We start from the raw sequence: 24791 nt of genomic DNA on the forward strand, positions 1-24791 counted from the left end.
GGGAGAATGCCGTGATGGGAACTTAGTTTTCGTTATCTGGTGCAGTGCGACTGGCACGGTAGGTGACCCCGACCGAAGCGGTCATAATGCAAATCAGCGCTAAAGTTTGCCAGAGGGTGATATGTTCTTTTAACAGCAGCATACCTGCAATTGCCGCTAAAGCAGGAGATAAGCTCGACAGTGTGCCATAGCTGAGTTTACTCAGACGTTTGAGTGCCATTAAATCAAGTGTATAAGGAATTGCAGTGGCTAAGAGGGCTATCATTAAAGCTTGTGGCCAGTATTGAAATTGCAACATTGCGTCAGGATGACGAATGCTATTAATCGGCAATAAAATTAGCGTTGACAGTACGATGGCGATACTCAGTGCGTGCATCCCCATATTTTGGCGAGCAACTCTTTGACCAAAATAAATATAAAATGCCCAACAAATACCTGCACCTAATGCATATGCTGCACCGATATAAGAAAAATTGTGAGCATGGGTATCTTGCCACGGTACCATTAGAGCAATCCCCGCAATTGCGAGTCCGACCCAAATATAATCACTTTTGTGTTTAATCGAGAGCAGTGCTAAGGTCAGTGGTCCTAAAAACTCTAATCCGACGGCAATGCCTTGCGGTAATTTACCTAAAGAGGCATAAAACAAAACATTCATGACACAGACTGCGGCGCTGTAAAATAATAAGTCTCGCCATTTTAAATGAGGTAAGCGTTGTATGATTTTCCATGAACGGAACATCAACACTACCAAAATAGACGCAAAGCTAAGCCGTAAAGTCACCACAGTAAAAGGGTCTAATGCTTGCATGAGCTGCTTAGCATAAGAGGCACTGACTTGATAGGACAACATGGAAAGTACCATAAATAAGACAGCACTGAGTTGACTGTTGCGCATATCGCTTTTTCTCTACATTTGGGCGGTGGGTCTAATATGAAGTTATTGAGATAATTGGTACAACTCATCTCAATCGGTTTGGCTTGAAGATGCTAAACTGCTTTGTTTAGCACGTTTGGCTTGTTGGGTCGTATAGGTACAGCCAATCGAAGCTATAATAATGGTGCTTAGGGCTAACCACTGCGTCCAGAGTAATTGTTCATTTAGAAAGACGAAGCCTGATAATGCTGCAATCGCAGGCTCTAGACTCATTAAAGTCCCAAAGCTCATTGCCGTAAGGTTGCGTAAGGCAATCATCTCCAAAGTAAAAGGTAAGGCACTCGCCAGAATGGCCAAGCCAATAAAATAGAATAAATTGGAGGGGAGGAAAACATCACTGGTCATACCTGAAAACATCGCGACAGGCATTAAACACAACATGCCGACAAACATACCCAAACATACCGTATGATTGCCTGAAATGCCCGATGGACGTTGACCTGCAATAATATAAACCGCCCAACATGCCCCTGCACCAATCGCGAAGGCAATGCCCGTTAAATCGAGTGATTGTGTGGCTTGGTCAAAAGGAAACAGCAAGATTAAGCCTAAAATTGCCAAACTGACCCAAAGGAAGTCATATTTTTGTCGAGCATAGTACAGGGCGACGCTTAAGGGGCCAATAAATTCAAATGAAACTGCAATGCCCAAAGGGAGCCGCTCAATCGACAAATAAAACAGGCCGTTCATACCTGCCAATGCGATGCCATAACTTAAAATGGAAGACCAGCGCACGTTTTTAAAATTAATTTTCCAGATTTGAAAAATAATTGCCAGAATGAGCGCACCAAGCAGCATACGCATGGCAGAAACGGTAAGAACTGGAAATTGCTGAAACAGAATTTTGGCTAATGAGCCGCTACTTTGCACACAAAGCATGGCAACAAAGAGCAGGAAAACCGCTTGCAAATAGGAGGGGGTTTTAAAGTTCAGCATGAGTTAGGACATTTTGTTTTATAACAGATGATCAATTTGTATATTTTTTTCAATCATAACACTGTGCTGGGGAAATAGCTTGTTAGGGATGAACTAAATTAGTGCAATAGATGTAGAACAAAGCATGAGCATGTTGGTTGGAATACTGAGCTGAAACAAAATCGATCTATTCCCTATAGGTAATAGATCGATTTTAAGTTGTGAAATGCGCTTTATTGATTCAATTAAGCGGAGGATGAATCAATAAAAAACCACAGACACAAGTCTGTGGTTTTTCACATCGAATAACTTAGAACAATACGCGAACGCGGATTGTACCTTCAACGTCTTGTAATGTATCAAGTGCTTCTTGAGATGCAGTTGCATCAACATCCATCACTAAATAGCCAACATCACCTTTGGTCATTAAAGACTGACCAGAGATATTGATGCCATGTTCAGCAAACAAGTTGTTGATTTTTGAAAGTACGCCAGGCACATTCTTGTGAATGTGAAGTAAGCGGTGTTTACCTTCAGTTAATGGCAACGCAATTTCTGGGAAGTTTACAGCAGATAAGGTCATGCCTTTGTCTGAGTAAGAAACGAATTTCTCAGCAACTTCTAAACCAATATTTGCTTGCGCTTCCATGGTCGAACCACCCACGTGCGGGGTTAAGATCACGTTTGGTAGGTTACGTAATGGAGAAATAAATTCTTCACCGTTTGCTTTAGGCTCTTTCGGGAACACGTCAACCGCAGCACCTGCAAGATGGCCTGATTTTAAGGCATCTGCTAAGTCTTCGATGATGACACATGTACCACGTGCAGCATTGATGAAGATTGAACCTTCTTTCATTTGTGCAAATTGGTCTTTACCGAAGAAGTTACGTGTAGATGGAACATCTGGAACGTGTAAAGAAACCACATCAGCATTAGCAAGAAGTTCACCCATGCTACCGACTTGACGTGCATTACCTAAAGGTAATTTGGTCACTGTATCAAAATAGATAACTTTCATACCCATGCTTTCAGCCAAAACTGAAAGTTGAGAACCGATTGAACCGTAACCTACGATACCTAAAGTTTTACCGCGTGTTTCAAATGAACCTACAGCAGATTTGTTCCAGCCACCTGCATGTGTATCTGTCGATTTTTCAGGTACACGGCGAAGAAGAAGAATAGCTTCTGCAAGTACAAGTTCAGCCACTGAACGAGTATTTGAATATGGTGCGTTAAAGACTGGAATACCGCGAACCATCGCAGCATTTAAGTTCACCTGGTTAGTTCCGATACAGAAACAGCCCACAGCAATCAGTTTGTTTGCTGCTTCAAAAATTTCTTCAGTCAATTGAGTACGGGAACGAATACCAATGAAGTGTGCATCTTTGATCGCTTCTTTCAACGCTTCACCCTCAAGCGCAGTTTTACGATAATCGATGTTGGTGTATCCAGCAGCATTTAAAGTGTCGACTGCGTTTTGGTGAACGCCTTCTAACAACAAGAAACGAATTTTATCTTTAGGCAGGGAAAGATGTTGGCTCATTACGGCTCCGCTACAAAGGCCAAATTTGGTCGCGGTATCATAACATAGGACTTAGGTCGATATACATTTCCTTTATGACCCAGCGATCAGGTATTTTGGTGAAATATGCGTCACAACCTGTCGTAATCGGTCTAACTAAGCCTGTAATTTACAAGGTAACCTTGTTAAAACGCGATTTTCTGCGGGTTTTGGTTAAAAATGGCTTATAATAATGCTCCGTGAAAAATTACGGTGCAGATGCACTGTCCATTACTTCACGTGCTGTCTAGTTATTGTTCCTTTGTTACGCTGTTTCAGTTGAATAATGCATTAGATTCGACACCACTTGTTTACTTCATTGCAAGGTCTGAAAACGATGAATGCTCCAGTCGCTTTAATCCCAGAGTTGTTGACCCAATTGACCGAAATTGTTGGCGAAAACCGTATTAAAACGGATACCGATAGCCTGCAAAATTGGGGTCGGGATTATACCAAACACTTTGATCCAAACCCATCTGTGATCGTTTTCCCTGCAACGACTGAACAAGTTCAAGCCATTGTTAAGCTTGCGAACCAATACAATGTTGCGGTAACCCCATCGGGTGGTCGTACTGGTTTATCTGCGGGTGCTGTAGCAGCCAATGGTGAAATTGTGGTGAGCATGGACAAAATGAACCAGATTCTGGAATTTTTCCCTGCCGACCGTATGGTGCGCGTACAAGCGGGTGTGGTAACTGAACAATTACAGCGTTATGCCCAAGAACAAGGCATGTACTACCCAGTAGATTTTGCTTCTGCGGGATCTTCGCAAATTGGTGGCAATATTGGTACCAATGCGGGCGGCATTAAAGTCATTAAATATGGTATGACTCGTAACTGGGTGTTGGGTTTAACCGTAGTGACGGGTAAAGGCGACATTTTACGTTTAAACAAAGGCATGATTAAAAATGCTACGGGTTATGCGCTACAGCATTTGTTCATTGGCGGTGAAGGTACTTTAGGTTTAGTCACTGAAGCTGAAATTAAATTAGAGCGTCAACCACAAGACCTTCAAGTCATGGTGTTGGGTGTACCTGATTTTAATGCGGTGATGCCTGTATTACATGCCTTCCAAGCCAAAATTGATTTAACTGCATTTGAATTCTTTGGTGAATTGGCAATGCAGAAAGTACTCGATCATGGTCATGTGCAACGTCCATTTGAAACAGAATGCCCATTCTATGTGTTACTTGAATTTGAAGCGCCATTTGAGCCAATTATGGACAAGGCGATGGAAATTTTTGAGCATTGCATGGAACAAGGTTGGGTGCTGGATGGCGTGTTAAGCCAAAGCCTAGAGCAAGTGGAAAGCTTATGGCGTTTACGTGAAGACATTTCTGAGTCAATCGCGCCATTTACCCCATACAAAAATGACATTTCAGTTTTGATTACGCACGTGCCTGCGTTTATTCAAGAAATTGACAGTATTGTGGCAGAAAACTATCCAGACTTTGAAATCTGTTGGTTTGGTCATATTGGTGACGGTAACTTGCATTTAAATATTTTAAAACCTGCTGATTTAAGCAAAGACGAATTCTTTGCCAAATGTCAGGTGGTGAATAAATACGTATTCGATACTGTGAAAAAATATGACGGTTCTATCTCTGCCGAGCACGGTGTGGGCATGACCAAAAAGCCATATTTGGAATATTCACGTAGTGCCGAAGAAATTGAATACATGAAAGCCTTGAAAAAAGTTTTCGATCCAAACGGGATTATGAACCCTGGTAAATTATTCGATTTATAAGTTCAAATTGAATGAAATACTAAACACCGTAATGGCAACATTGTGGTGTTTTTTTATGCATTAATGAAATCGATAAGAATCTCAATCAAGAAAAACAAATGCTACATTGTTGCCATAGAGTTATGTGGCTAAGCCATGCATCATTACGAGTAAGTAATGATATCTATGGGGAATTTGTCATGTTGCGTTTAGTTTCGGTTTCAGCCTTATGCTTAGGATTATTGGCAGGCTGTGCGACAACAAAAAATTTAGTCAATAAAGTCAGTAGTCCAGATACGCCATTAGCAACAGTATTAAAAGAGCGTCCAGATTTAGTCAAAGAGTTATCTACTGTGGAAATTCGTCAATTTTTTAATAGTGTAGAAGCACCAACGGCTGCGCAAGTGAAAGTGACGGAAACAGGTTTAATGGACGATTCTATTCGTTCGGTTCGTACCATCTATAGTTTTAAACATGTGGATAATGACTGGAAATTGATCGAAACTGAAAAGTCGTATCAATGTATGCGCGGTAAAAATACCAAGAATTTCCAAACGGAAAAGTGTTCTTAATTTGGCTTAATATGGATTTCAATAGATATAAAAAGGCGTATTAATTTACGCCTTTTGTATTTGGGCTTCACTGAAAAATAAATCAAAATAATTACTTATGATGTATCAGATTATTTTGAATAATAATTTTGGAACTAAGTTCATGTTTAGAATGGACATCGAGTTTTTTCATTAAATTGGCTTTATGAGCTTCTACGGTTCGATGCGAGAGTGACAGCTTCCGTGCAATTTCTTTACAAGTTAATCCGTTGACAATCAGTTGAGTAATCTCAGACTCTCGTTTCGTTAACTTTTGCTTATTTACAAGGGGATGTTGTTCAATACGTTCAAAATGCCACACCATTAATTTAAAAGGGTCTTCTGGCGTGAGCGTACGCCCATGAGTATGTGTCCAGAAAATTTCTCCACTTTTATGCTGCATAAAACGTTGATCGGAATAATACAGGCTATTTTTTTGCAATAAACTTTGCAAAGCATCATTTCCAACTTTCTCATAGTCTTCGATACTGGGGAAAATTTTAATAATCGAGTGATGCATTAGCTCTTCACGTTCATAGCCAAACATCTGTGAGAAAGCGCTATTCATTTCGACCATGTGCCGATTGCTAAGCACTACAATTGGTGCAGGGCTAAAAGCAAAAGCCAATTTATTATAATTCATCATAATAAGTATCCATACTTAGTATATTAAGCAATATAGTAAATTACGCCGAATTGACAATTGTAAAAAATGACCTTTTTACCCTTTTGGATGCGTTTAGCGCTGAATTTTTTTATTAAAACACTGTGATGGCTAGATACATGTTATGGAATAAAAATTAGACATTGTTTTATTAAGTTACTGTAGTTAAATGGAAAATTTAATATTAAAAACTACTTAAGTAATTAAGTAGATTGACTCTGTTGAAGGATTAATCCACATTAATTAATTAGTGAATTTTAGTTCACTTTTATAATATTTCATTTATAAATTAGGAAAATCCTCGGCATTCAATTGCGTATAACAATGTAGCAGTCATCACTTTATTTAGAAAAATCAGGATCGGTTTTGAAAGTGAAAACAGAAGACAATATTAAAAATACAAGAGGTAAATATGGAGCAGATACAAGGATCGGGTCTTCCACATAAAAAGTCTTCGCACCGTTTGGCAGGAATCTCCAGCATGGTGGGAACGACCATAGAATGGTACGATTTTTTCATTTATGGTGCCGCAGCGGCACTGATTTTTAATAAATTATTTTTCCCCAATTTAGACCCTTTGACAGGGGTATTGGCAGCCTTCGCCACCTATGCGGTAGGATTTATTGGAAGACCTTTAGGCGGGATAGTGTTTGGACACTTTGGTGACAAGATAGGTCGTAAAACCATGTTGTTAACCACATTGATTATGATGGGAATTCCCACCGTTTTAATTGGGCTGTTACCTACATATGAAAGCATTGGTTACTGGGCAACGTTCTGTCTCGTGGTACTGCGGTTTATTCAAGGTATGGCAATGGGTGGAGAGTGGGGTGGTGCAGTGCTAATGGCTGTTGAGCATGCGCCTGAAGGTGGTAAAGGGTTTTGGGGAAGTTTACCGCAGGCCAGTGCAGGAGGAGGCTTACTCTTGGCTTCACTTGCTTTAGGTGCTGTATCTTTACTCCCTGAAGCGACGCTATTTAGTTGGGGATGGCGGTTACCTTTTTTAGCCAGTATTTTGTTGCTCGGTGTGGGTTGGTACATTCGGGTCAAAGTACCTGAATCACCAGATTTTGAAAAAGTGAAAGAGCAGGCTCAAGACATTAAAGTGCCTGCAATGCAAGTTTTTAAGAATCATCCTCGTGAATTACTGACCATCATTTTTGCACGTGCGGCGGAGAATGCTTGGTTTTATATTGCTTCCACATTTACCTTGGCATATACCACGACTAAGTTAGGCATTCCACGTCAGGATATTTTATTCGCCACAATTTGTGGTGCTGGCCTAATTATGGTGATGACACCTTTGTGTGGACATCTTTCAGATAAAGTCGGGCAACGGAACATGTTTATGTTTGGGTTGGTATTGTTAGGATTATATTGCTATCCATTTTTTACTATGTTGGATACCAAAGATCCTGTGCTGGTTTGGACTGCAATTGTATTGGCAATTGGTGTCGTGTTTCCGATTATGTATGCACCACAAGCTCAATTGTTTGCACGCCAATTCCCTGCTGAGATTCGTTATAGCGGTATTTCAATTTCGGTGCAATTTGCCGGTGTATTAGGTGGTGGTTTAGCTCCACTGATTGCAACCAAGCTGTTAAGTATTGGTGATGGTAGTCCACATTTAATTATTGGCTATATTGCGGGTATGGCAGTCTTTGCGATTAGCTGTTCGTTCTTTATGAAGCCCGATTTTGTAAGCCCAGAAAAGAAGACTATAAAAGTGAAGACAGAAATCTCTGCTTAGTGATAACAACAAAAATTACAATTCCCAACGCATAAACTGCTAAACTACACCCACTTGACCTAGTGGGTGTACTAGCTTGAGTGATAAAAATCTCACAACTGAAATTGATTAAACTGTCTTAGACACCTTGTGAATACGGTGTATTAAGCCGCTAAACCTTAGCGCATTCAAAAAAACGTAATTTAAATAAATCTCTCAGTGCTGGTCATTGGGCTGACGTTTATCTCCCGAAAAATAGCGTAAGACCTCGACCAGACCATCATGATCTGTAGAAAATAATGCAAAAAGTTCAAACAACCACGTTGAACCGCACTACGCTGATGTTTCCTTTAGCTTTGGTGCTGTTCGAATTTTCCGTTTATATCGGAAATGATTTAGTCCAACCTGCCATGCTAGCCATTACCAAAGAATTTGGTGTCAGCAGCAGTTGGGCACCATCATCCATGTCTTTTTATCTGTTGGGTGGAGCCTGTGTGGCATGGCTGTTGGGTCCATTATCAGATCGACTTGGGCGTAAAAAAGTACTGCTCACAGGCGTACTGTTTTTTAGCGTCTGTTGTTTACTGATTTTACTGACCCACAATATTGAGCAATTTCTGGCCCTACGCTTTTTACAAGGCATAGGGTTAACCGTGATTTCAGCCGTGGGTTATGCTGCCATTCAGGAAACTTTTGAAGAGCGTGATGCCATTAAAGTCATGGCACTGATGGCCAATATTTCCTTACTTGCACCTTTGCTCGGCCCAGTTTTAGGGGCATTCCTGATTGACCATGTGTCATGGCATTGGGGTTTTATCGGGATTGCTGTGTTGGCCTTTCTGAGTTGGTTTGGTTTAAAAGCAAAAATGCCTGCAACACAACCAACCGTGGTGAAACAGCCATTACGTTATATTTTTTCGGACTTTAAACGAGTCTATCAAAATAAACGTTTTCTTGGTTTAACCTTGGCATTGCCAATGGTCAGTATGCCTTTGATGTTATGGATTGCACTTTCACCTGTGATGTTAGTCGAAGAGCTAGGGCTCAGCAGTTTGCAGTATGGTCTAGCACAGTTCCCCGTATTGGGCGGGTTGATTGCAGGCAATTTAGTGTTGATTAAAATCATTGATCGACTGGCTTTGGGCAAAACAGTGATCATGGGCTTACCGATTATGCTGTTGGGCACGTTGCTGATTCTGGCGGGTATTTTCTGGCGGGATTATTTCCTGCTGTGTTTAATTATCGGTATGACCTTGATCAGCTTTGGTGAGGGGATTAGTTTTTCGGTACTGTACCGTTTTGCTTTAATGTCTTCTGAAGTGTCAAAAGGCACTGTGGCTGCCGCCGTGTCGATGCTGTTGATGTTTAGTTTCTTTTTTATTATTGAAGGGGTGCGTATTCTGTATGAGCAGTACCACTTACTGGCCTATGGCTTGGCGTGTTTTGTTTTGATTGCACTGTGGTTTAGTTTCCCACGACGTATGTTGCAACAAGTCTTGTTGGAGCGTAAAGCCAAAGGTGAGTTTTAATTTGCTTAAAACTTTTTGTTCAAACAGGCAGATATTTGCCTGTTTGACTTTTATTGATACTAGGAACATGCAATTGTTTAAGATTCAAATTTCTTTAATTTGTGATCAAAAACAAAGGGACCAAAGGGTAAAATTGAGGCGATAAAGCCCAAAATGAACATTTTAATCGACCATTTCTGTTTTTCGCAGACAACAAATAGCACGGCCAAAAATAGAATAAACAGAATACCGTGTCCCATGCCGACGAATTTCACTAAGATTGGATTGCCCCAAATATATTTTAAAGGCATAGCAATAAACAGGAGAAGTAGAAAAGATAAGCCTTCTAGAAAACCAACAATACGCAAGGTTTTAATATTCATATTCAAAACAATAAAATTGAGAATGAATCTCGATTCTAGCTGAATCGGGTGAATCTTTATACATAAAAAGTGGGGTTAATCGACAAAACTTTAGCTGTCTTCAGTGACCAATCTGAGTGAATCAGCACAAAATTTTGAATGTTTTGTATGATTCATATTTATTTAATGTCTAATGCCAATAAGCGTTGTTTCAGTCTTAATAATTCAGGCAAGGTTTCGAGTAATAGACTCATTTGCTTGAGCACCAATTGCCAATGTTCAGGCAGTTCAGAGTCATTACTCATATATTGAAGTTCATCCAGTTTGCTTTGGATGTGTTGTTGATCCAATTCGTGTTGTAGGATTAAGCTATCTTGTAAGGTCTGTAAACACCATTGCAACAGTTCCAAAATTTTAGGATCTTGAACCTGCTCACGATGGCTGCCCAAAGCGGCAATATAACTGAGTTGGCTATGGCTATAGACCAGATAACGGAAGGCGTGTTGAATCAGTTCAGGGTTTGGCTGTGGTTCAGCACTTAGACTGGAAATCATGCTAGACAGTTCAATTTGCGCGTCATGCGCTAAGCGACGCGCCTTACGGTAAGCCATACTGTTGTTTTTACCCTGCTGATATTGCTCCACAATTGCCGTGAAATAATCCAAGGTTGCGTTGCTGCTGTTCAGAATATTTTTAGAAATATTACGGAAATTCCAATCTGGCCAAATGGTGTTGACTGCAAACCATGCAATGAAACAGCCGAGTAGGGTATCTATAATGCGTGGCAAAATGATGTCATAACCTGCACCTTTGAGGTTGAAAATCAGCAACACCATCAAGGTTGCCATGAGTGTGGCTATGGCGTATTTTTGTGAGCGTAAATAGAAAAATGCTACCCCAGATAAAATGGTCAGGATCAGTTGTCCTTCAATACTGGGTACAAAATATAACAGTGGTATACCCAAAATCACGCCCAAAACTGTTCCGAGGGTTCTCAGCTTTAAACGGCTCTTGGTGGCAAAATAACTGATTTGGCAGACAAATAAACTGGTGAGTAAAATCCAGTAGCCATGTTTGGCAAATGGTAATAAAGAAATGGCATAGCCTACCGCAAAGACAAAGGCGATACGCACTGCATGACGAAACAGGGCAGATTGTGGGGTTAAATGTTGACGGAGTTTGAGCCACAGGTCTTGTATGCCATGAATGTCATCATCTAACAGATTTAAATTGTCCTGATGTACAGAATAATGTTGTTGGTAATGGTCTTGTTCAATGGCTAAGTTGGAAAATTGTTCTTGGACACTGCGTAAATTTCGTAACACCAAACTCAAGTTTTTGACTTCAATATTATGAGGATGATCTAAAACCCAATGGTGCATGGAATCTTCTAGGTATTGCAAAGCGGATGCATGTGTCGAATCCATTTCAAAAGCCTGTTGCTGCAATATACATTCTGCCAATTTTTGACAGGAGTTGGCTTGCAAACGAATATTTTTTTGAATCCGAAAGATTAAATCGGTGCGGCTAAAGTTGCGATGAATATTCTCGTAATGTAAATAATTGGACGTGGCTTGTTCGTGAATGTCTTGTGCCAGAAAATAAAGATTGAGCCAGTACATGGTTTTTTGATTGGCCCGTGAGGCTTTTAAACGAGTCAGCAGTGAGGCTTTGCAATGATTTAAGCGTTGCACCACTTGCGCATTTTGCAGGGAAACCTCAAATAACAGCGTTTCTACATTCTCAATATTATCAGGATCAAATAGTCGCGCTTTTGCTTGTAATAAAGCTGCGAGTTGCTGAAAACTTTGCGCTAAATTATCTTGGACGGCCTGTGTGGGTTTGAGCAAATAGAACAGTATAGAACTGAGTCCGTACCACACCGCACCTAAAACAAAATAACTGGGTTGTTGATACCATGCTTGATATTCACCGAGCCCAAACATGGTGTAAATGGACAGTAAAATGGTGCCAAAAGAAATCGTGGCATAGCGTTGCCCTAATGCACCCATCAAAATTAGGAAAGCACTGGATAAAGATAGATAAAGAATAAACAGCAATTTATACGGGGCAAGAAATTCCAGAATACTGCTGACACTAAAAAATAAAATACAGACATAGAACAAATTGCGCAGACGAATACTAAGCCGATCGTCGAAATCAGTAAGAGCTGCGGCAATCGCACCCAAAGTGATAGGGACAATTAAAAGTTGATGTCCTGTATAGAACAAACCGAGCGTTGTTCCAGTTAAAACAATCAAAATTTGTAAACAGTAGACCCAAATAGAATTGGTGAAAAAAGGACGCAGAAACTGACGTAAAGGATTCACAGTATTGTTCTTTATAGAGTGTTATCGTTTTCCACTAGCCTGAGCTTTTTTAGCTCAACTGTCAATTCTGGAGTCATTATTGTTCAAGGATTAAAGCTATTTTTTTCTTTGGCTCTGCTGATTTTATCGGAATTATTTTTATCAAAATACATGTGAGTGAGGCCAAATTGTGGATAAGTCTAGGTTTATTAACACGGTCGAAATGGTGAACTTGCACTTGTGCATAACCCCGAACTTATCCACAGTTGTGTTTAAATGACACCACAAGCAATACGTTCTCCACCACCACCTAATGGTTTAGGTTGATCGGCATAATTGTCACCACCTGCATGAATCATCAGGGCATGACCTTGAACATCTGCCAATTTTAAGCGTGGTGCAATCAGTTTGAGCCGTGATTGTCCCGCAGAATTGACATGTAATACAGGTAAATCTCCCATGTGACCTGTCATAGGGGTTCCATGGTGGGCAACTTGAGTTGGATTGTAATGCCCACCCGCAGCTAAAGCGGCCACCATTTTGCCGTCTTTTTCAGCAGGTTCGCATGAACCTTTTTCGTGGATATGAAAACCATGTGGGCCAGCAGGCAGGTTGGTTAACTGTGTTTGAATGATTAAGCCGACGGGACTGTCCTGTAAGGTGACCGTTCCCACCGAAGCACCAATGCCTTGGGCAGAAACACTGTTTATTTGAACAGTACGTACATTAGACGTAGATTGGGTGGGGGTGGTACTACAACCTGCAATCAGCAGAGCAGTACAAAGCGTGAGTATCCCAGTATTAAAGTAAGCAGTTCGCATTCATGTTCCTTATTCTGTGATATATGAATGATCACTATTTAATCAGATACCTGGCTTGAATAAAGTATTGATTGCGTTTGGGAATGTATAAGTTTCATCAATAAAAAAGCCAGTGGATATATCACTGGCTTTCAAAGATGGTTTTATTTAGGAGGATCTTTGGGGGGATCAAAGTCATTATCAAGATCATAAGCGAGACTCGCTTTAGGCATCATGAGTGCTTCTTCTTCATGGGTTTCATGCAACCATTCACGCCAAATGGCGAGGAGTACCGCTAAAATTACGGGACCAATAAAAAGTCCAACCAAACCGAAGCTGGCGATACCGCCCAATACCCCAAACATAATCAGTAAGAACGGAATCTGGGTTGCGCCAGAAATGACCAAAGGACGAATCACGTTGTCCGCAGTACTGACAATACAGACGCCCCATGCCATGACACCAATCGCTTCAATGGTTTGTCCCTGAGCAAACAGCCATAGAGCAACAGAGGTATAGGCCAAAGGAGGACCGAAGGGAATGAGTGCTAATAAGAAGGTAATAATGGTCAGTACCATTGGATTTGGCACACCTGCAACCAAATAGCTTAGACCTGCTAAGAAGGATTGGGCAACGGCAGTTAAACCCACACCATAAACCACAGCACGTGTGGTCTCGGAAATGGTGTCAATATAATGGTGTACACGTGGACCAATCACCATTTCCAGTGCTTTACTGACTTGATTTAAAATGGTTTGTCCATCGCGGTAAAAGAAAAACAGCGACATGATGGCAAAACACAGTTTAATAATATTTTTACTAATTTCATTCAGTACAAATTTGCCATAATTCAGATGACCTTGAATCCAATTGGAAATATTCTGAATAATACTGTTTGGGTCTTGATTTAATTCTTTGAGAGTCCGTGTAATTTCTTTACCAATTACAGGCAAGTCACGGATAAATTGCGGTACATTAAAATGCCCAGAAAAAACCTGCTTCTGTAATTCGTAGTAGAGATTACGCCCTTCATGCTGCAAAATAAAGATGGCAAATGTAAGTGGAATTCCAATGACCAAGATAATAAACAAGATCATCAGTGTTGCGCTGAGGGTAGAGCGTTGACCACAGGAACGGTAAATGGACTGGTACAGGGGCCAAGTCATATAGGCAATAATCGTGGCCCACAGTACAGGCACAATAAAGTATTTGAGCACATGAAAGCCCAAAAACATCAGGATAAAAAACAATCCAAATAACAAGACTTTCTGTATTGTAGGCGCGTATTGTTGCACTATTTTTCACTGATTAATATTAAAGTTCAAACTCATCTTAACCGAAAACAGCACACTCGAAAATGAGTGCTCGGCAAGTTTCACATAATCTCGACGTGGTTGTGTTATCCCTCAAAAATCAAAACCATTCGCTTGGATCATCAATAATGGCGTTCAATACAGGCTGCCATTGGCTTTGCAGGGTGACATAGTTTTTCTGAGATTTATCAAATACACTTAAACCTTGCATCGCCAGTTGTCCATAAGCAGTACGTTCTGAAATCCATGCGATAGGTTGCTGTTCAATTTTGCTGAAGAATTCTTGAATTTCTTTTGAACCCGAAGTATTGGCTTTTACGCGGTTTGCCAATAGCAAAATTTGCACTTTTCCTTTACGAATACGCTTAATCTCTTGCAAATGCTTTAAGAAGCGACGGGTACTATCGATATCGAAAAATGAAGGCTGCAATGGTGTGATAATGGCGTGGGCTTCACTGATTAATTGTTCGGCTTGACTGTCTGATAACGCCCCAGGCGCATCAATGACCAGATACTCAATGTTTTTTGGACTTTCGCCCACTGACTTGTCTTGGCGCCAATCCAGACTTTGAATATTAGCAGCAGTTTCAGGGCGTTGTTTCAGCCACTGACGTGCAGATTTCTGATTATCCGCATCGGCAAGAGCGACTTTATAGCCTTTTTGAGCTAATGCTGCGGCAAGACTAATCGCTGTGATAGTTTTCCCACAACCCCCTTTCTGATTGGCAATTAAAATTGTTTTCATGACCCTAAAGATTTAATTCTGTTCAGTCCTAGCATATCATTCTTTTGTGCGAAGACTAGGGCACAGGACAAAAGTTGTAAGTCAAAATTTATTTGAAATTAGGATGAATGCATGTCGATTTGGATGGCTATGCTGATAGGGGCATGTATAGGGGTTGTACTGACGACATTAATTTTAAGTCAAACCCGTAACGGCAAAATTAAAGCTGAATATGAACGCTATATTGCAGAGTTGCAATTGGAACATCAGCAAGCCCTTACTCAGGCACAAAAACGCAGTGTAAATACCAGCCGTGCAGTATTAAAAGGCAAAATGGCGGAACAATTTGCCCCGATTTTACCTGAGTTTCAATACTTACCCAGTGATGCCAAGTTTTTAGGTGATCCTGTAGATTATGTGGTCTTTGATGGTTATACCGATTTGCGCGATGGACAAGGCAAAGTTGATGATGTGGAGATTGTACTCATCGATATTAAAAGTGGCGGCGCGCGACTTACTAAAGGTCAGCAAGCGATTGCACAAGCCATTCAGCAAGGTCGAATTCGTTTTGAGACCATTCGGATTGATTTTGAAGACAGTTAACGCAACACCTTAAATATTGACAGTCTTGCATTTAAGAAGACGGTAATTTTTGCGCACGTGCCAATAACATTTGTTGCCCAATTTTTGGAATGCCTTCAGCATAAAAATAATCATACTGATCGAGCTGAAAACCTGCTTTAGCTAATGCCAGCTCGATATTGCGATTTAAGCGACAACCATCTGCCAAACGTTTCTGAATAGGTGTAATCAGATGTTGCAGTTGGCGAATTTTTTTATTTTCGGTATTGAGTACATGCTCGACCAAATGCAAAGTTCCCGTCGGTTTGAGTACGCGTTGAATTTCTTGCAAGACTTGATCCAGTCGTTTTACGCTACACAAGGTCCAAGTACTGACCACATGGTCGATAGAGTGATCGGCTAAGGGAATATGTTCCGCACAGGCTTGTAAATGCTGAACGTCGATATCACTTGCAAAAATTCGGTTCGAGGCTAATTTGAAAATATCTTGATTAGGCTCAAGGGCATACAGTAAATCTACATTTTGATAAAATGGTAAATTGATGCCTGTACCAAAGCCAATTTCGAGTACTTCACCTGCAACAGGCAGTAAAAGTTCACGCCGTTTATCCATTAAACTGGGCGTTTGCATCACCTGATTGAGCAGGTGAGGGAAAATCTGTTGTTGATAAAACTGATAAAGCATGGTGGTATCTGTCCAATTTAAATGGCTGTTGACTTGGTGGGTTGTGACCAAACTCTTCTATATTGTTACCAATTCTGCAAATTTTAAGCTGTTATTCAGGCGTATGATTGACACTAGAACAGGTTTAAAAGCAATACAAGAGGTCGCCATGAACATTCGAATGATCGCACTTTCATTATTCGGTTTGAGTATGTTGAGTACAGGCTCAATGGCATCTTCTGTCGAATATAATATTGCTAAAGGTTTGGCACCAATTATTCAAGATCAATCAATTTCGGTATTGCAGCCCTTTAACGGTGATTTTCGGATTTTAGGTTCTAAAACCTATACTGATGATGAGCAAGCCAAGTTTTCACCGATTGATTATGCAGTGAGCTGGGGGCTGTTTGCGGAACCTGAAATTGCCCGTCATATTTCGGTTAATCAGTATGACCGCTACTTGAATTGGAAAATGGATAAAGTGCCAGTGCCAACTGAGCAAGCCATGCAAATGGTGTCGAATATGCATATTATTCCTGCCAATCCTAAGGTTGCACAGCAAATTCAAAAAGTAAAACGAGGAGATTTGGTGCGCTTACAGGGAGATTTGGTCGAGGTTAAAGACAAAGATCTGGTTTGGCGCTCATCTTTAACGTCCACAGATACGGGCGACGGTGCATGTGAATTATTTCGTGTGAAATCTATTGTTTGGATTGAGAAAGTCAAAACTTAATTCGATGCGCTCGGGCACTGTTCAACCTTCATTTCATCGCGAAGTGCAGGACAAATTTGAACAGTGCTTTCATTGATGAACGAGCAATTATTTTGCAGTTAACGCTTGCCCTTCAAACTCAATACCTGCCCAGCCATTTTGCATGAACTGACGAATGTTTTGATGATCTGTTGCTTCAGGCGTTGCCAATACCGCAGCATAGTGCTCTGCAAATAAAGACAAGGTTTGCTCAGGGTTTAAATCATTGAGCTTGGCAAAAGAAAAAACTTTAGCACTGCCTTGGTTTTCGCTTGCAGCATTGTTGTGTTGTCCATTTTTAAACGCAGTTGGGGTGTGGGTATAACGTGCTTCGATATAAGCCAATACATCTGAAAATTTAGCTTCGCCAGATTGTAATTGCGCCAGTAAGTCCTGAGCCATAATGTCCTCAAACACAGTAGAAAATGGGTTCTGACTATAGCAAGTTTTGTCTAAATTCGGATGCTTTTTATGTTGGCTCTGTCATGATTTTATCAGAGTGAGCGTTGACAATACGGGATGGGAAGAGGATAACAGGGTTTATTTGAACGAAGATGATCAAGGCATGAATTGGCTATTAGTGGCACTGGGGGGAGCAATCGGTGCTATTTCTCGTTATGGTCTGGGCAGTTATTTCATTAAATCCAGTTCAACCTTTCCGTGGGCAACATGGTGTATTAACTTGATGGGTTGTTTTTTGGCAGGTGTATTTTTTGCCTTTAGTCAGCAATATCCAACTTTACAGAATAATGCACGTTTATTTTTAATGGTGGGCATCTTAGGAGGCTTCACCACATTTTCTAGTTTTGGCTTAGAAACCTTTAATTTACTGCGCGAAGGACAAGCCATGTGGGCAATTGGCTACGCTGTTTCGAGTGTAATTCTTGGAGTGGTTCTTTTGGCCGTAGGTTATGTTATTTTTTCCCATCTATTGCCATTAAAAACTTAAGTAAAAAAAAGAAGTCTAAGTGGAGGATAGAGACTTAGACTTCTGAATAGTTGTAGTTTAGAACGTTAAACTTAAAGCAATATTAATTTTTAACGATTACGCTGAAAACGTGCAAAACGTTTATTGAAGCTGGCAACGCGACCTTCATTGCTGGCTTGACGAACTTCACCTGTATAAAACGGATGTGAGGCGCTGGAAATATCTAAGCTGACATAGGGATAAACCTGTCCCTGATATTCTTTTTGCTGCGCTGTATGCATGGTACTTCCAATAATAAAGTAAGCATCTGCATTGGTATCATGAAACAGTACTTCACGATATTCGGGATGAATGTTCGGACGCATTTTAAGACTCCTTATTGAATTAAAATTGATATGTTATAATATAACATAAATAATCTAAATAAAAAGACTGATATCATGATCAGTCTTTTATGGAGTTTTATTGGATATGCGGGGAAGGGACAAGTTCTTCAAAAACATCATTTAAATTATCATTTACTTTTAAATGAATCAGATTCCAATAATGTCCAGAGACGGTGCGATTGACCATTAAGGTGTCAGGAGAAGGTTTAAACACATCCCAATATTTCAGGGATGATTTCACCAGTTCCATGCCATCATGATGCGCTGAATTTTCTGCAAAATCATAATGTGTTGTCAGTGGACGCATCAGCACTTCTAACCAAGCTTGATATAGAGGTTCTGGAAATTTGCCTTGTTCAGCAATGGCATGTAAGGCATTCAGTTGCTGTTCAATTTCGGAAATATCCTGTCGACGTGAGGCTTGGATCAATTGTTTGAAATGATGCACAATTTCATTAGACAGCACTTTCACACCGCCGTAATCATAAATAATCACACTGCCATCTTCACGAAATGCGAAGTTACCTGGATGTGGGTCGCAGTGAAAGCGTTTCAGATAGAAAATTTCCTGCCCAATCGCACGTAGTAAGCGTCGCCCCAATTCATTACGGGTTTGTTGTGGCCAAGTGCTGGCAGTTTCAATACTGTCACCAGCTTCTAAGCTCAAAGTCAGAATATGTCGTGAAGAGTAGTCGGGATAGACCTTGGGAATAATAATTTTACTGTCGAGTTTTTCATGGAAGGTACGTGCGACTTCCAAGTTCTGTGCTTCAATCTGATAATTGAGTTCATTGTCTAAACTGTGTTGGATTTCTTTAAATAAACGATCTTGTAATTTACGATCAACCTTTAATACCCCCATCAGACGCAAGGCGAGTCTTACTTGTTTGAGATCACTCTCACAGGCTTCATCTACGCCAGGATATTGCACCTTCACTACCACTTGTTCACCATGCGGCAAGATGGCTTTATGCACTTGACCAATCGAGGCCGCGGCAAAAGGCTGTTCATCAAACTGTTTAAAGATTTGATCTAAGGGTTTGCCTAGTTCTTTTTCGACTTGTTTTTTGATTTCGCCAAATGGCATGGCAGGGGCTTGACGTTGCAGTTTGGCAATCGCTCGTGATACTTCAGGCGGAAAAATATCTTTATATTGTGAGGCAATTTGACCCACTTTCATCACGGCGCCTTTCATCTCACCGAGCGTGTCTGCAATTTGAATACCAATATCCTGAAACAACTGGCTACGTGCCGCATTTTTTTGTTCTTCATCGGCATTAAAGTTTCTAATAGAGTTGGACACGGTTTTGGTGGCAATACTTGCAGTCATACTGGCAAGTTTCATAAAGCGACGACCAGGTGTACGAGTCGTTTTGGCCATGCAGTGTACCTCGGAAAGATCTTAATCTTGAGTGTTTTTGATCATAGGCGTTAAAACTAAGTTTGCCTATTTTAAATTGTTAAAAATGCGTGAATATATTTAAATTTTCGCTTCAAATTTTCAACTTTTATGGTTGTTGTTCAGTATTTAAGGCTCAAATACATTGAATTATTTGGCATCAATACAGGATAAAAAAGATCAATAGAATGCTGAAAGCTGTGAAGAGTTTGATTGGAGCAACAGATTGATAGATTTAAAATAAAAGTATTCCCTCGTATTCAAGCTACAAGGGAATATAGTCTTTGATTAAGCCGATTGTTTGAGACGATGATTATTGAGATAGAGGCGGCTGAGCAACAGCAGACAAGCCACAGTTAAACCAACAATCAAGCCTACCCATACGCCTGCTGCTTGCATGGACGTAAAGCGTGCCAAATAAATACCGACAGGAAAAGCCACGACCCAATAGGCTATCATGGTGATCCACATTGGCCCTTTGGTATCTTGCATACCACGCAAACAGCCCGCAGCACTGACTTGCCATGCATCCATGAGTTGATAGGCGATCGCAAATAAAACCAGATACATTGCAATTTGTGCCACATCATAGTCCGATGTATAAATCGCAATAATTTCGGCACGGAACACCCAAAGTAACAACATGGTAATAAGGGCAAAGCAGGTGCCCGCCGTCAATCCGACAGTTTGAACTTTGCGCATGGCTGCCCAGTTTTTCTCACCATAATAGGTTCCAACACGAATGGTGAGTGCAATCGCCAAGGACATTGGAATCATAAATAATTGTGAGGTAATCGAGATTGCAATTTGATGGGCGGCGACAATCGTATCGCCTAATGGACTGAGAATAATCGCCGCAGTACTGAAAATACTGACTTCAAAGAAAATGGCTAAACCAATCGGCAAACCCAATTTTAAAATGCGTTTGATCCAGTAAGGGTTAATTTTTTCCCATAGGGCAAAGACTTGAGTCGATTTATATGCACTGCTTTTAAAAATATAGGTGGCAAGGGTCAAGAACATCAACCATTGCAAAATGGCCGTTGCAAAGCCGCAGCCTGCACTACCCAATTCGGGCACAGGTCCTAAGCCATACATAAACACAAAGTTCAACGGAATCAGTGCGACTAAAGCTAGAAGGCTAATGGCGGTGACAGGTCGTGGATAGCCTAAAGCTTCGGAATAGCCGCGCAGTGCCGCATACATGGTCACGGCAGGCATACCAAAACCAATTGCATGTAAAAACAGGCTGGCTTTGGGTTGCAGGCTTTCAGGTACACCAAATAGTGGCAGTAAAAACGGCATAACCTGTAAAACAAGTCCTGCAATGGTTCCTAAAATAAAAGCGACCCATAGGGACTGCCGAGCAATGGTGGCAATTTTTTCAGGCGTACGAGCGCCTTTGGCTTCCGCCACCAAAGGTGTGGTCGCAATCATGATGCCACTAAACAGCAACATGACAGGAATCCAAAGACCAACCGCAACAGCAATCGAGGCTAAATCGTTTGGCGATAAATGTCCTGCCATAATGGTATCAATTAATCCCAAACCAGCTTGGGCAAATTGCGTCACCAAAATGGGTAACATTAAATGGAAAAGTTGTTTTAATTCATAGCGGGTAGATATGACATTCGACACAAAAATTACTCATCTTCATTATGTGCTTGGTCAGAATAGATTTAGCGTTGTAAAGTGAGAAGCACACCAATAAAAATTACGACGCCGCCGAGTAAACGCTGCCAATTCACAGGCGTTTTGTCGGTACCAAGTAGACCAAAATGGTCAAAAATCATCGATGTCAGAATTTGGCCAAAAATAACCAAACCTGAGAACGTGAGAAAACCTAATTTAGGGGCAGTATAGATGCTTATACTGATGGCATAAACCCCTAAGCATCCACCTAGCCACAAGTACCAAGGAATACTGGAAAAATCTTGTAAATTAGGTTTAGGTACAGGTTGGAATAGCACAAACAACGCTAAGACGATAGTTCCCACAGTAAATGACAGTAATGCTGCTTGTAGTGGGGAATGTAAATGTTCTCTTAATTGACTGTTAATAGCAGTTTGAAAGGTCATGGCAATACCAATACCGAATGCAAGCGGTAAGAAAAACAGCAATTGACTCGATATTTTCATCATTTTAACCCATTCATTCTTCTTGTCTTTTTATCAGTCTAATCCAAATACACATAGATTTCATAAGTGTCTTGATGCAGTCATGTTAAAATATGCAAGATTCCCGTTGTGCTTTAGAGTCTTTTCCTTGACTGATTTACATCCTGAAAATATCCCGTTGTCTTTATATATTCACATGCCTTGGTGTGTGCGTAAGTGCCCGTATTGCGACTTTAATTCTCATGCGGTGCCAGATGGCAAACTGTCTTTGGATTTGGAGCAACAGTATTTACAGGCTTTGGTTGAGGACTTTAAGACCCAAGTTGAATTTGCTCAAGGTCGAGCCATTCATAGCGTATTTATTGGTGGTGGAACGCCCTCGCTTATTTCTGCACAAGGTTATCAATGGTTATTTAGCCAATTAAAAGCCTTGTTGCCTTTTGAGGCCGACTGTGAAATTACCTTAGAAGCCAATCCGGGTACGGTCGAGCATGATCCTTTTGCCGATTACTTGGCGGCAGGCATTAATCGCCTCTCAATTGGGGTTCAAAGCTTTAACACCGAGCATTTAACCAAGTTGGGACGAATTCACAGCAATGCCGATGCGATTTCTGCGATTGGTTTGGCACGTGATGCAGGATTTCAGCGGATTAATGTGGACTTAATGCATGGTTTGCCTGAACAGACTTTAGAACAGGCTTTACTAGATTTAAAGCTGGCGGTGGAAAATGGTGCAACCCATATTTCATGGTATCAATTAACCATTGAACCGAACACGGTGTTCTTTAGAACGCAGCCTATTTTACCTATAGATGATGTACTTGAAGAAATTCAAGTGCAGGGTGAAGCTTATTTAAAAGCACAAGGTTTTATTAACTATGAAGTTTCGGCATGGCGTAAAGAATTGCCTTCGGCACATAATTTGAATTACTGGCAGTTTGGGGATTATTTGGCGATTGGGGCAGGCGCACATGCCAAGGTTACCCAGCCAGATGGCGTGTACCGTTTTCAGAAAACCCGTTTACCTAAAGATTATTTAGCCAAAGTTCCTGCGGAGCATGTGCAGTTTAAACGGATTGAAGCAGATGAATTGCCGTTTGAGTTTATGATGAATGTGTTGCGTTTAAATGATGGAGTTGCTGCTGAAAATTATGCGCAGCGTACAGGTTTGAGTTTGGATGATCTAGCCGACACCTTAACTTCACTCCGTAGTCGAAAGTTGATGTCGGATGATGCAACTCGTTTGGCATGTACCGAGCAGGGGCATGTGTTTTTAAATTCGGTGCTGGAAGAGTTTCTTTAGCTTAAATAAATCATTATTTTTTTATTGACAGGTATCGCATCTTATTGAAACTAAAAATGATTGGTCTAGTTTGAAGGTTCTATCTAGCAGTTCAATTCAAGATGAATTGGACTTTTTGTTGATTGTGAAAGGCTGAACTACACTGATTTTTCAAACTGCACCGTCCTTTCAATCGTTTAAATTAAAAACATGGCTTGAGTATGTTTTTTTAAGAAGTTTTATTGTATTGCTAAAATATCTTATGCGACGTTTTTTGACTTTGTACGAATTAGCTTACATCAATTCCCGCTTTTTGCACCTATGCGCCGCATCATGATTTTCATAAGATAGAACCATAGAGAGCAGGATGCTCCAATAGAATAACAATAAAGATCTGCACAAGGACGAAGGTAAGACAGGAGTCATACCTCAGCATTGAATATGAAAAACCCCGACAGGATGTCGGGGTTTTTTATTGACCAAATTTTTATGGGTTGTAAAGAAAATCTTAAAATTACATCTTAAAACAGTGCCCCTGTGAAACTTTGCTATGCTGAATAAATGAGCTGCGGTACAGGACTCTAGGTTTCGAAAAGTTGAAAATAACCACGCAATAATAAAGGAGAATTCGCATGGTACAGACCAGCCAAGACCGTAATCCAACCCCTGATTTAGCTGAAGATAATGCCTTTTTCCCTTCGCCTTACTCACTTTCTCAATACACTGCCAGTAAAACTGATTTTGATGGCACGGACTATCCAACGCCTTATACTGGGAATAAAAAAATTCTGATGATTGCAAGCGATGAACGCTATTTGCTCATGAAAAATGGCAAATTTTTCTCTACGGGCAATCATCCTGTAGAAACTTTGTTGCCGATGTATCATTTAGATCGTGCAGGGTTCAAAATTGATATTGCGACCTTATCGGGCAATCCCGTCAAGCTTGAAATGTGGGCGATGCCTCATGAAGATGCTGTGGTGCCAGCAACATTCCAAAAATATTTAGCCCAGTTTAAAAAGCCTTTAAAACTTGCAGATATATTGAAAAATAGTTTAGGTGATGACTCTCCTTATTTGGCTGTCCTCATTCCTGGCGGACATGGCGCATTAATTGGTCTACCTCAAAGTGAAGACTTAAAAACTTTACTGAAATGGGCAGTGGATAAAGATAAATTTGTGATCTCTTTGTGTCATGGTCCTGCGGGATTATTGGCAGCGGCTGTGAATGAAGCACCAGAAAATTATATTTTTAAAGGCTATAAAATGTGTGTTTTCCCCGATGCACTCGATCAAGGGGCCAATCTAGACATTGGCTATATGCCGGGGGAATTACCTTGGTTATTGGCCGAACGCCTCGAACAACTGGGTGTAGAAGTGGTCAATAAAGAGATGTCAGGACAATGTATTCGAGACCGTAAGTTAATTACAGGTGATAGCCCGTTGGCATCGAATACCTTAGGTAAAATGGCAGCTCAGGCTTTATTGGAAGAAGTTAAGTAGAGAAATGAAAAGAGATGCAAAGAATAAAAAAGACCGCTACGG

General features: G+C 40.7%; 24 protein-coding genes. 9 read left to right on the forward strand and 15 right to left on the reverse strand.

Going from position 1 to position 24791, the window contains the following annotated elements; genetic code table 11:
- Positions 1-22 precede the first annotated feature (22 nt).
- The 3 genes from MP622_RS15630 to serA form a co-directional block, all read right to left on the reverse strand.
- A complete protein-coding gene (locus MP622_RS15630; RefSeq protein WP_243791725.1) occupies positions 23-898 on the reverse strand; it encodes an EamA family transporter in 876 nt (291 codons plus the stop codon).
- Positions 899-967: 69 nt separating this feature from the next.
- Complete coding sequence (locus MP622_RS15635) at positions 968-1873, reverse strand: EamA family transporter (RefSeq protein ID WP_044739666.1); 906 nt, start codon at positions 1871-1873, stop codon at positions 968-970.
- A gap of 289 nt (positions 1874-2162) precedes the next feature.
- Entirely contained in the window at positions 2163-3395 is a 1233-nt protein-coding gene (gene serA, locus MP622_RS15640; protein ID WP_016168665.1) for a phosphoglycerate dehydrogenase, read from the reverse strand.
- 355 nt (positions 3396-3750) lie between these two features.
- On the opposite strand from serA, the gene MP622_RS15645 reads away from it, so the two are divergent.
- Both MP622_RS15645 and MP622_RS15650 read left to right on the forward strand, forming a co-directional pair.
- Positions 3751-5160: an FAD-binding oxidoreductase gene (locus MP622_RS15645; RefSeq protein ID WP_243791727.1), complete on the forward strand. Its 1410-nt coding sequence runs from the start codon at positions 3751-3753 to the stop codon at positions 5158-5160.
- A 179-nt stretch (positions 5161-5339) separates the two neighbouring features.
- Positions 5340-5711, forward strand: a complete 372-nt coding sequence (locus MP622_RS15650) for a hypothetical protein (protein ID WP_243791728.1) — start codon at positions 5340-5342, stop codon at positions 5709-5711.
- 91 nt (positions 5712-5802) lie between these two features.
- On the opposite strand, the gene MP622_RS15655 is transcribed toward MP622_RS15650, so the two are convergent.
- Entirely contained in the window at positions 5803-6375 is a 573-nt protein-coding gene (locus MP622_RS15655) for a LuxR C-terminal-related transcriptional regulator (protein WP_228155354.1), read from the reverse strand.
- Positions 6376-6805: 430 nt separating this feature from the next.
- Here MP622_RS15655 and MP622_RS15660 point away from each other — a divergent pair, with 430 nt between their 5' ends.
- A complete protein-coding gene (locus tag MP622_RS15660) occupies positions 6806-8143 on the forward strand; it encodes an MFS transporter (protein WP_243791730.1) in 1338 nt (445 codons plus the stop codon).
- A gap of 278 nt (positions 8144-8421) precedes the next feature.
- Positions 8422-9651, forward strand: coding sequence for an MFS transporter (locus MP622_RS15665; RefSeq protein WP_243791731.1), 1230 nt, complete (start codon positions 8422-8424; stop codon positions 9649-9651).
- Positions 9652-9728: 77 nt separating this feature from the next.
- Here the strand turns inward: MP622_RS15665 and MP622_RS15670 are convergent, their stop codons facing one another.
- The 5 genes from MP622_RS15670 to MP622_RS15690 form a co-directional block, all read right to left on the reverse strand.
- Complete coding sequence (locus MP622_RS15670) at positions 9729-10013, reverse strand: DUF3817 domain-containing protein (RefSeq protein WP_243791733.1); 285 nt, start codon at positions 10011-10013, stop codon at positions 9729-9731.
- 158 nt (positions 10014-10171) lie between these two features.
- Positions 10172-12322 carry a YccS family putative transporter gene (gene yccS, locus MP622_RS15675; RefSeq protein ID WP_243791735.1) on the reverse strand — a complete coding sequence of 717 codons (2151 nt, stop codon included), beginning with the start codon at positions 12320-12322 and terminating at the stop codon, positions 10172-10174.
- A 251-nt stretch (positions 12323-12573) separates the two neighbouring features.
- Complete coding sequence (gene sodC / locus MP622_RS15680) at positions 12574-13122, reverse strand: superoxide dismutase [Cu-Zn] SodC (protein WP_243791737.1); 549 nt, start codon at positions 13120-13122, stop codon at positions 12574-12576.
- Positions 13123-13265: 143 nt separating this feature from the next.
- Positions 13266-14396 (reverse strand): AI-2E family transporter, encoded by a 1131-nt coding sequence (locus tag MP622_RS15685; RefSeq protein ID WP_243791739.1) that lies wholly within the window; start codon positions 14394-14396, stop codon positions 13266-13268.
- Positions 14397-14514: 118 nt separating this feature from the next.
- Entirely contained in the window at positions 14515-15159 is a 645-nt protein-coding gene (locus MP622_RS15690; RefSeq protein WP_151504367.1) for a ParA family protein, read from the reverse strand.
- Positions 15160-15270: 111 nt separating this feature from the next.
- On the opposite strand from MP622_RS15690, the gene MP622_RS15695 reads away from it, so the two are divergent.
- On the forward strand, positions 15271-15741 hold the full coding sequence (locus MP622_RS15695) for a Holliday junction resolvase-like protein (RefSeq protein WP_016168654.1): 471 nt from the start codon (positions 15271-15273) through the stop codon (positions 15739-15741).
- Positions 15742-15772: 31 nt separating this feature from the next.
- Here MP622_RS15695 and MP622_RS15700 read toward each other — a convergent pair whose 3' ends face one another.
- Positions 15773-16405 (reverse strand): class I SAM-dependent methyltransferase, encoded by a 633-nt coding sequence (locus tag MP622_RS15700; RefSeq protein WP_151504366.1) that lies wholly within the window; start codon positions 16403-16405, stop codon positions 15773-15775.
- A 160-nt stretch (positions 16406-16565) separates the two neighbouring features.
- Here MP622_RS15700 and MP622_RS15705 point away from each other — a divergent pair, with 160 nt between their 5' ends.
- On the forward strand, positions 16566-17117 hold the full coding sequence (locus MP622_RS15705) for a hypothetical protein (protein WP_243793564.1): 552 nt from the start codon (positions 16566-16568) through the stop codon (positions 17115-17117).
- Positions 17118-17204: 87 nt separating this feature from the next.
- Here MP622_RS15705 and MP622_RS15710 read toward each other — a convergent pair whose 3' ends face one another.
- Positions 17205-17537, reverse strand: coding sequence for a HopJ type III effector protein (locus MP622_RS15710; protein WP_243791741.1), 333 nt, complete (start codon positions 17535-17537; stop codon positions 17205-17207).
- A gap of 163 nt (positions 17538-17700) precedes the next feature.
- Between MP622_RS15710 and crcB the strand changes: the two genes are divergently transcribed.
- Positions 17701-18084 carry a fluoride efflux transporter CrcB gene (crcB, locus tag MP622_RS15715; RefSeq protein ID WP_243791743.1) on the forward strand — a complete coding sequence of 128 codons (384 nt, stop codon included), beginning with the start codon at positions 17701-17703 and terminating at the stop codon, positions 18082-18084.
- Positions 18085-18173: 89 nt separating this feature from the next.
- On the opposite strand, the gene MP622_RS15720 is transcribed toward crcB, so the two are convergent.
- The 4 genes from MP622_RS15720 to MP622_RS15735 all read right to left on the reverse strand — a co-directional run bounded on the left by MP622_RS15720 (position 18174) and on the right by MP622_RS15735 (position 21989).
- On the reverse strand, positions 18174-18428 hold the full coding sequence (locus MP622_RS15720; protein WP_016168649.1) for a type B 50S ribosomal protein L31: 255 nt from the start codon (positions 18426-18428) through the stop codon (positions 18174-18176).
- Positions 18429-18525: 97 nt separating this feature from the next.
- Entirely contained in the window at positions 18526-19830 is a 1305-nt protein-coding gene (locus MP622_RS15725) for an AarF/ABC1/UbiB kinase family protein (RefSeq protein WP_044739654.1), read from the reverse strand.
- 306 nt (positions 19831-20136) lie between these two features.
- Positions 20137-21435: an MATE family efflux transporter gene (locus tag MP622_RS15730; protein ID WP_279052709.1), complete on the reverse strand. Its 1299-nt coding sequence runs from the start codon at positions 21433-21435 to the stop codon at positions 20137-20139.
- A 92-nt stretch (positions 21436-21527) separates the two neighbouring features.
- Positions 21528-21989, reverse strand: coding sequence for a DMT family transporter (locus MP622_RS15735; RefSeq protein ID WP_016168646.1), 462 nt, complete (start codon positions 21987-21989; stop codon positions 21528-21530).
- Positions 21990-22113: 124 nt separating this feature from the next.
- Here MP622_RS15735 and hemW point away from each other — a divergent pair, with 124 nt between their 5' ends.
- Both hemW and hchA read left to right on the forward strand, forming a co-directional pair.
- Positions 22114-23268 carry a radical SAM family heme chaperone HemW gene (gene hemW, locus MP622_RS15740; protein ID WP_243791746.1) on the forward strand — a complete coding sequence of 385 codons (1155 nt, stop codon included), beginning with the start codon at positions 22114-22116 and terminating at the stop codon, positions 23266-23268.
- A 611-nt stretch (positions 23269-23879) separates the two neighbouring features.
- Entirely contained in the window at positions 23880-24749 is an 870-nt protein-coding gene (gene hchA / locus MP622_RS15745) for a glyoxalase III HchA (RefSeq protein ID WP_243791748.1), read from the forward strand.
- The last annotated feature ends 42 nt before the right edge of the window (positions 24750-24791 follow it).

Origin of the sequence: Acinetobacter sp. PK01 (assembly GCF_022819285.1) — a bacterium.
Classification (GTDB): domain Bacteria; phylum Pseudomonadota; class Gammaproteobacteria; order Pseudomonadales; family Moraxellaceae; genus Acinetobacter; species Acinetobacter tandoii.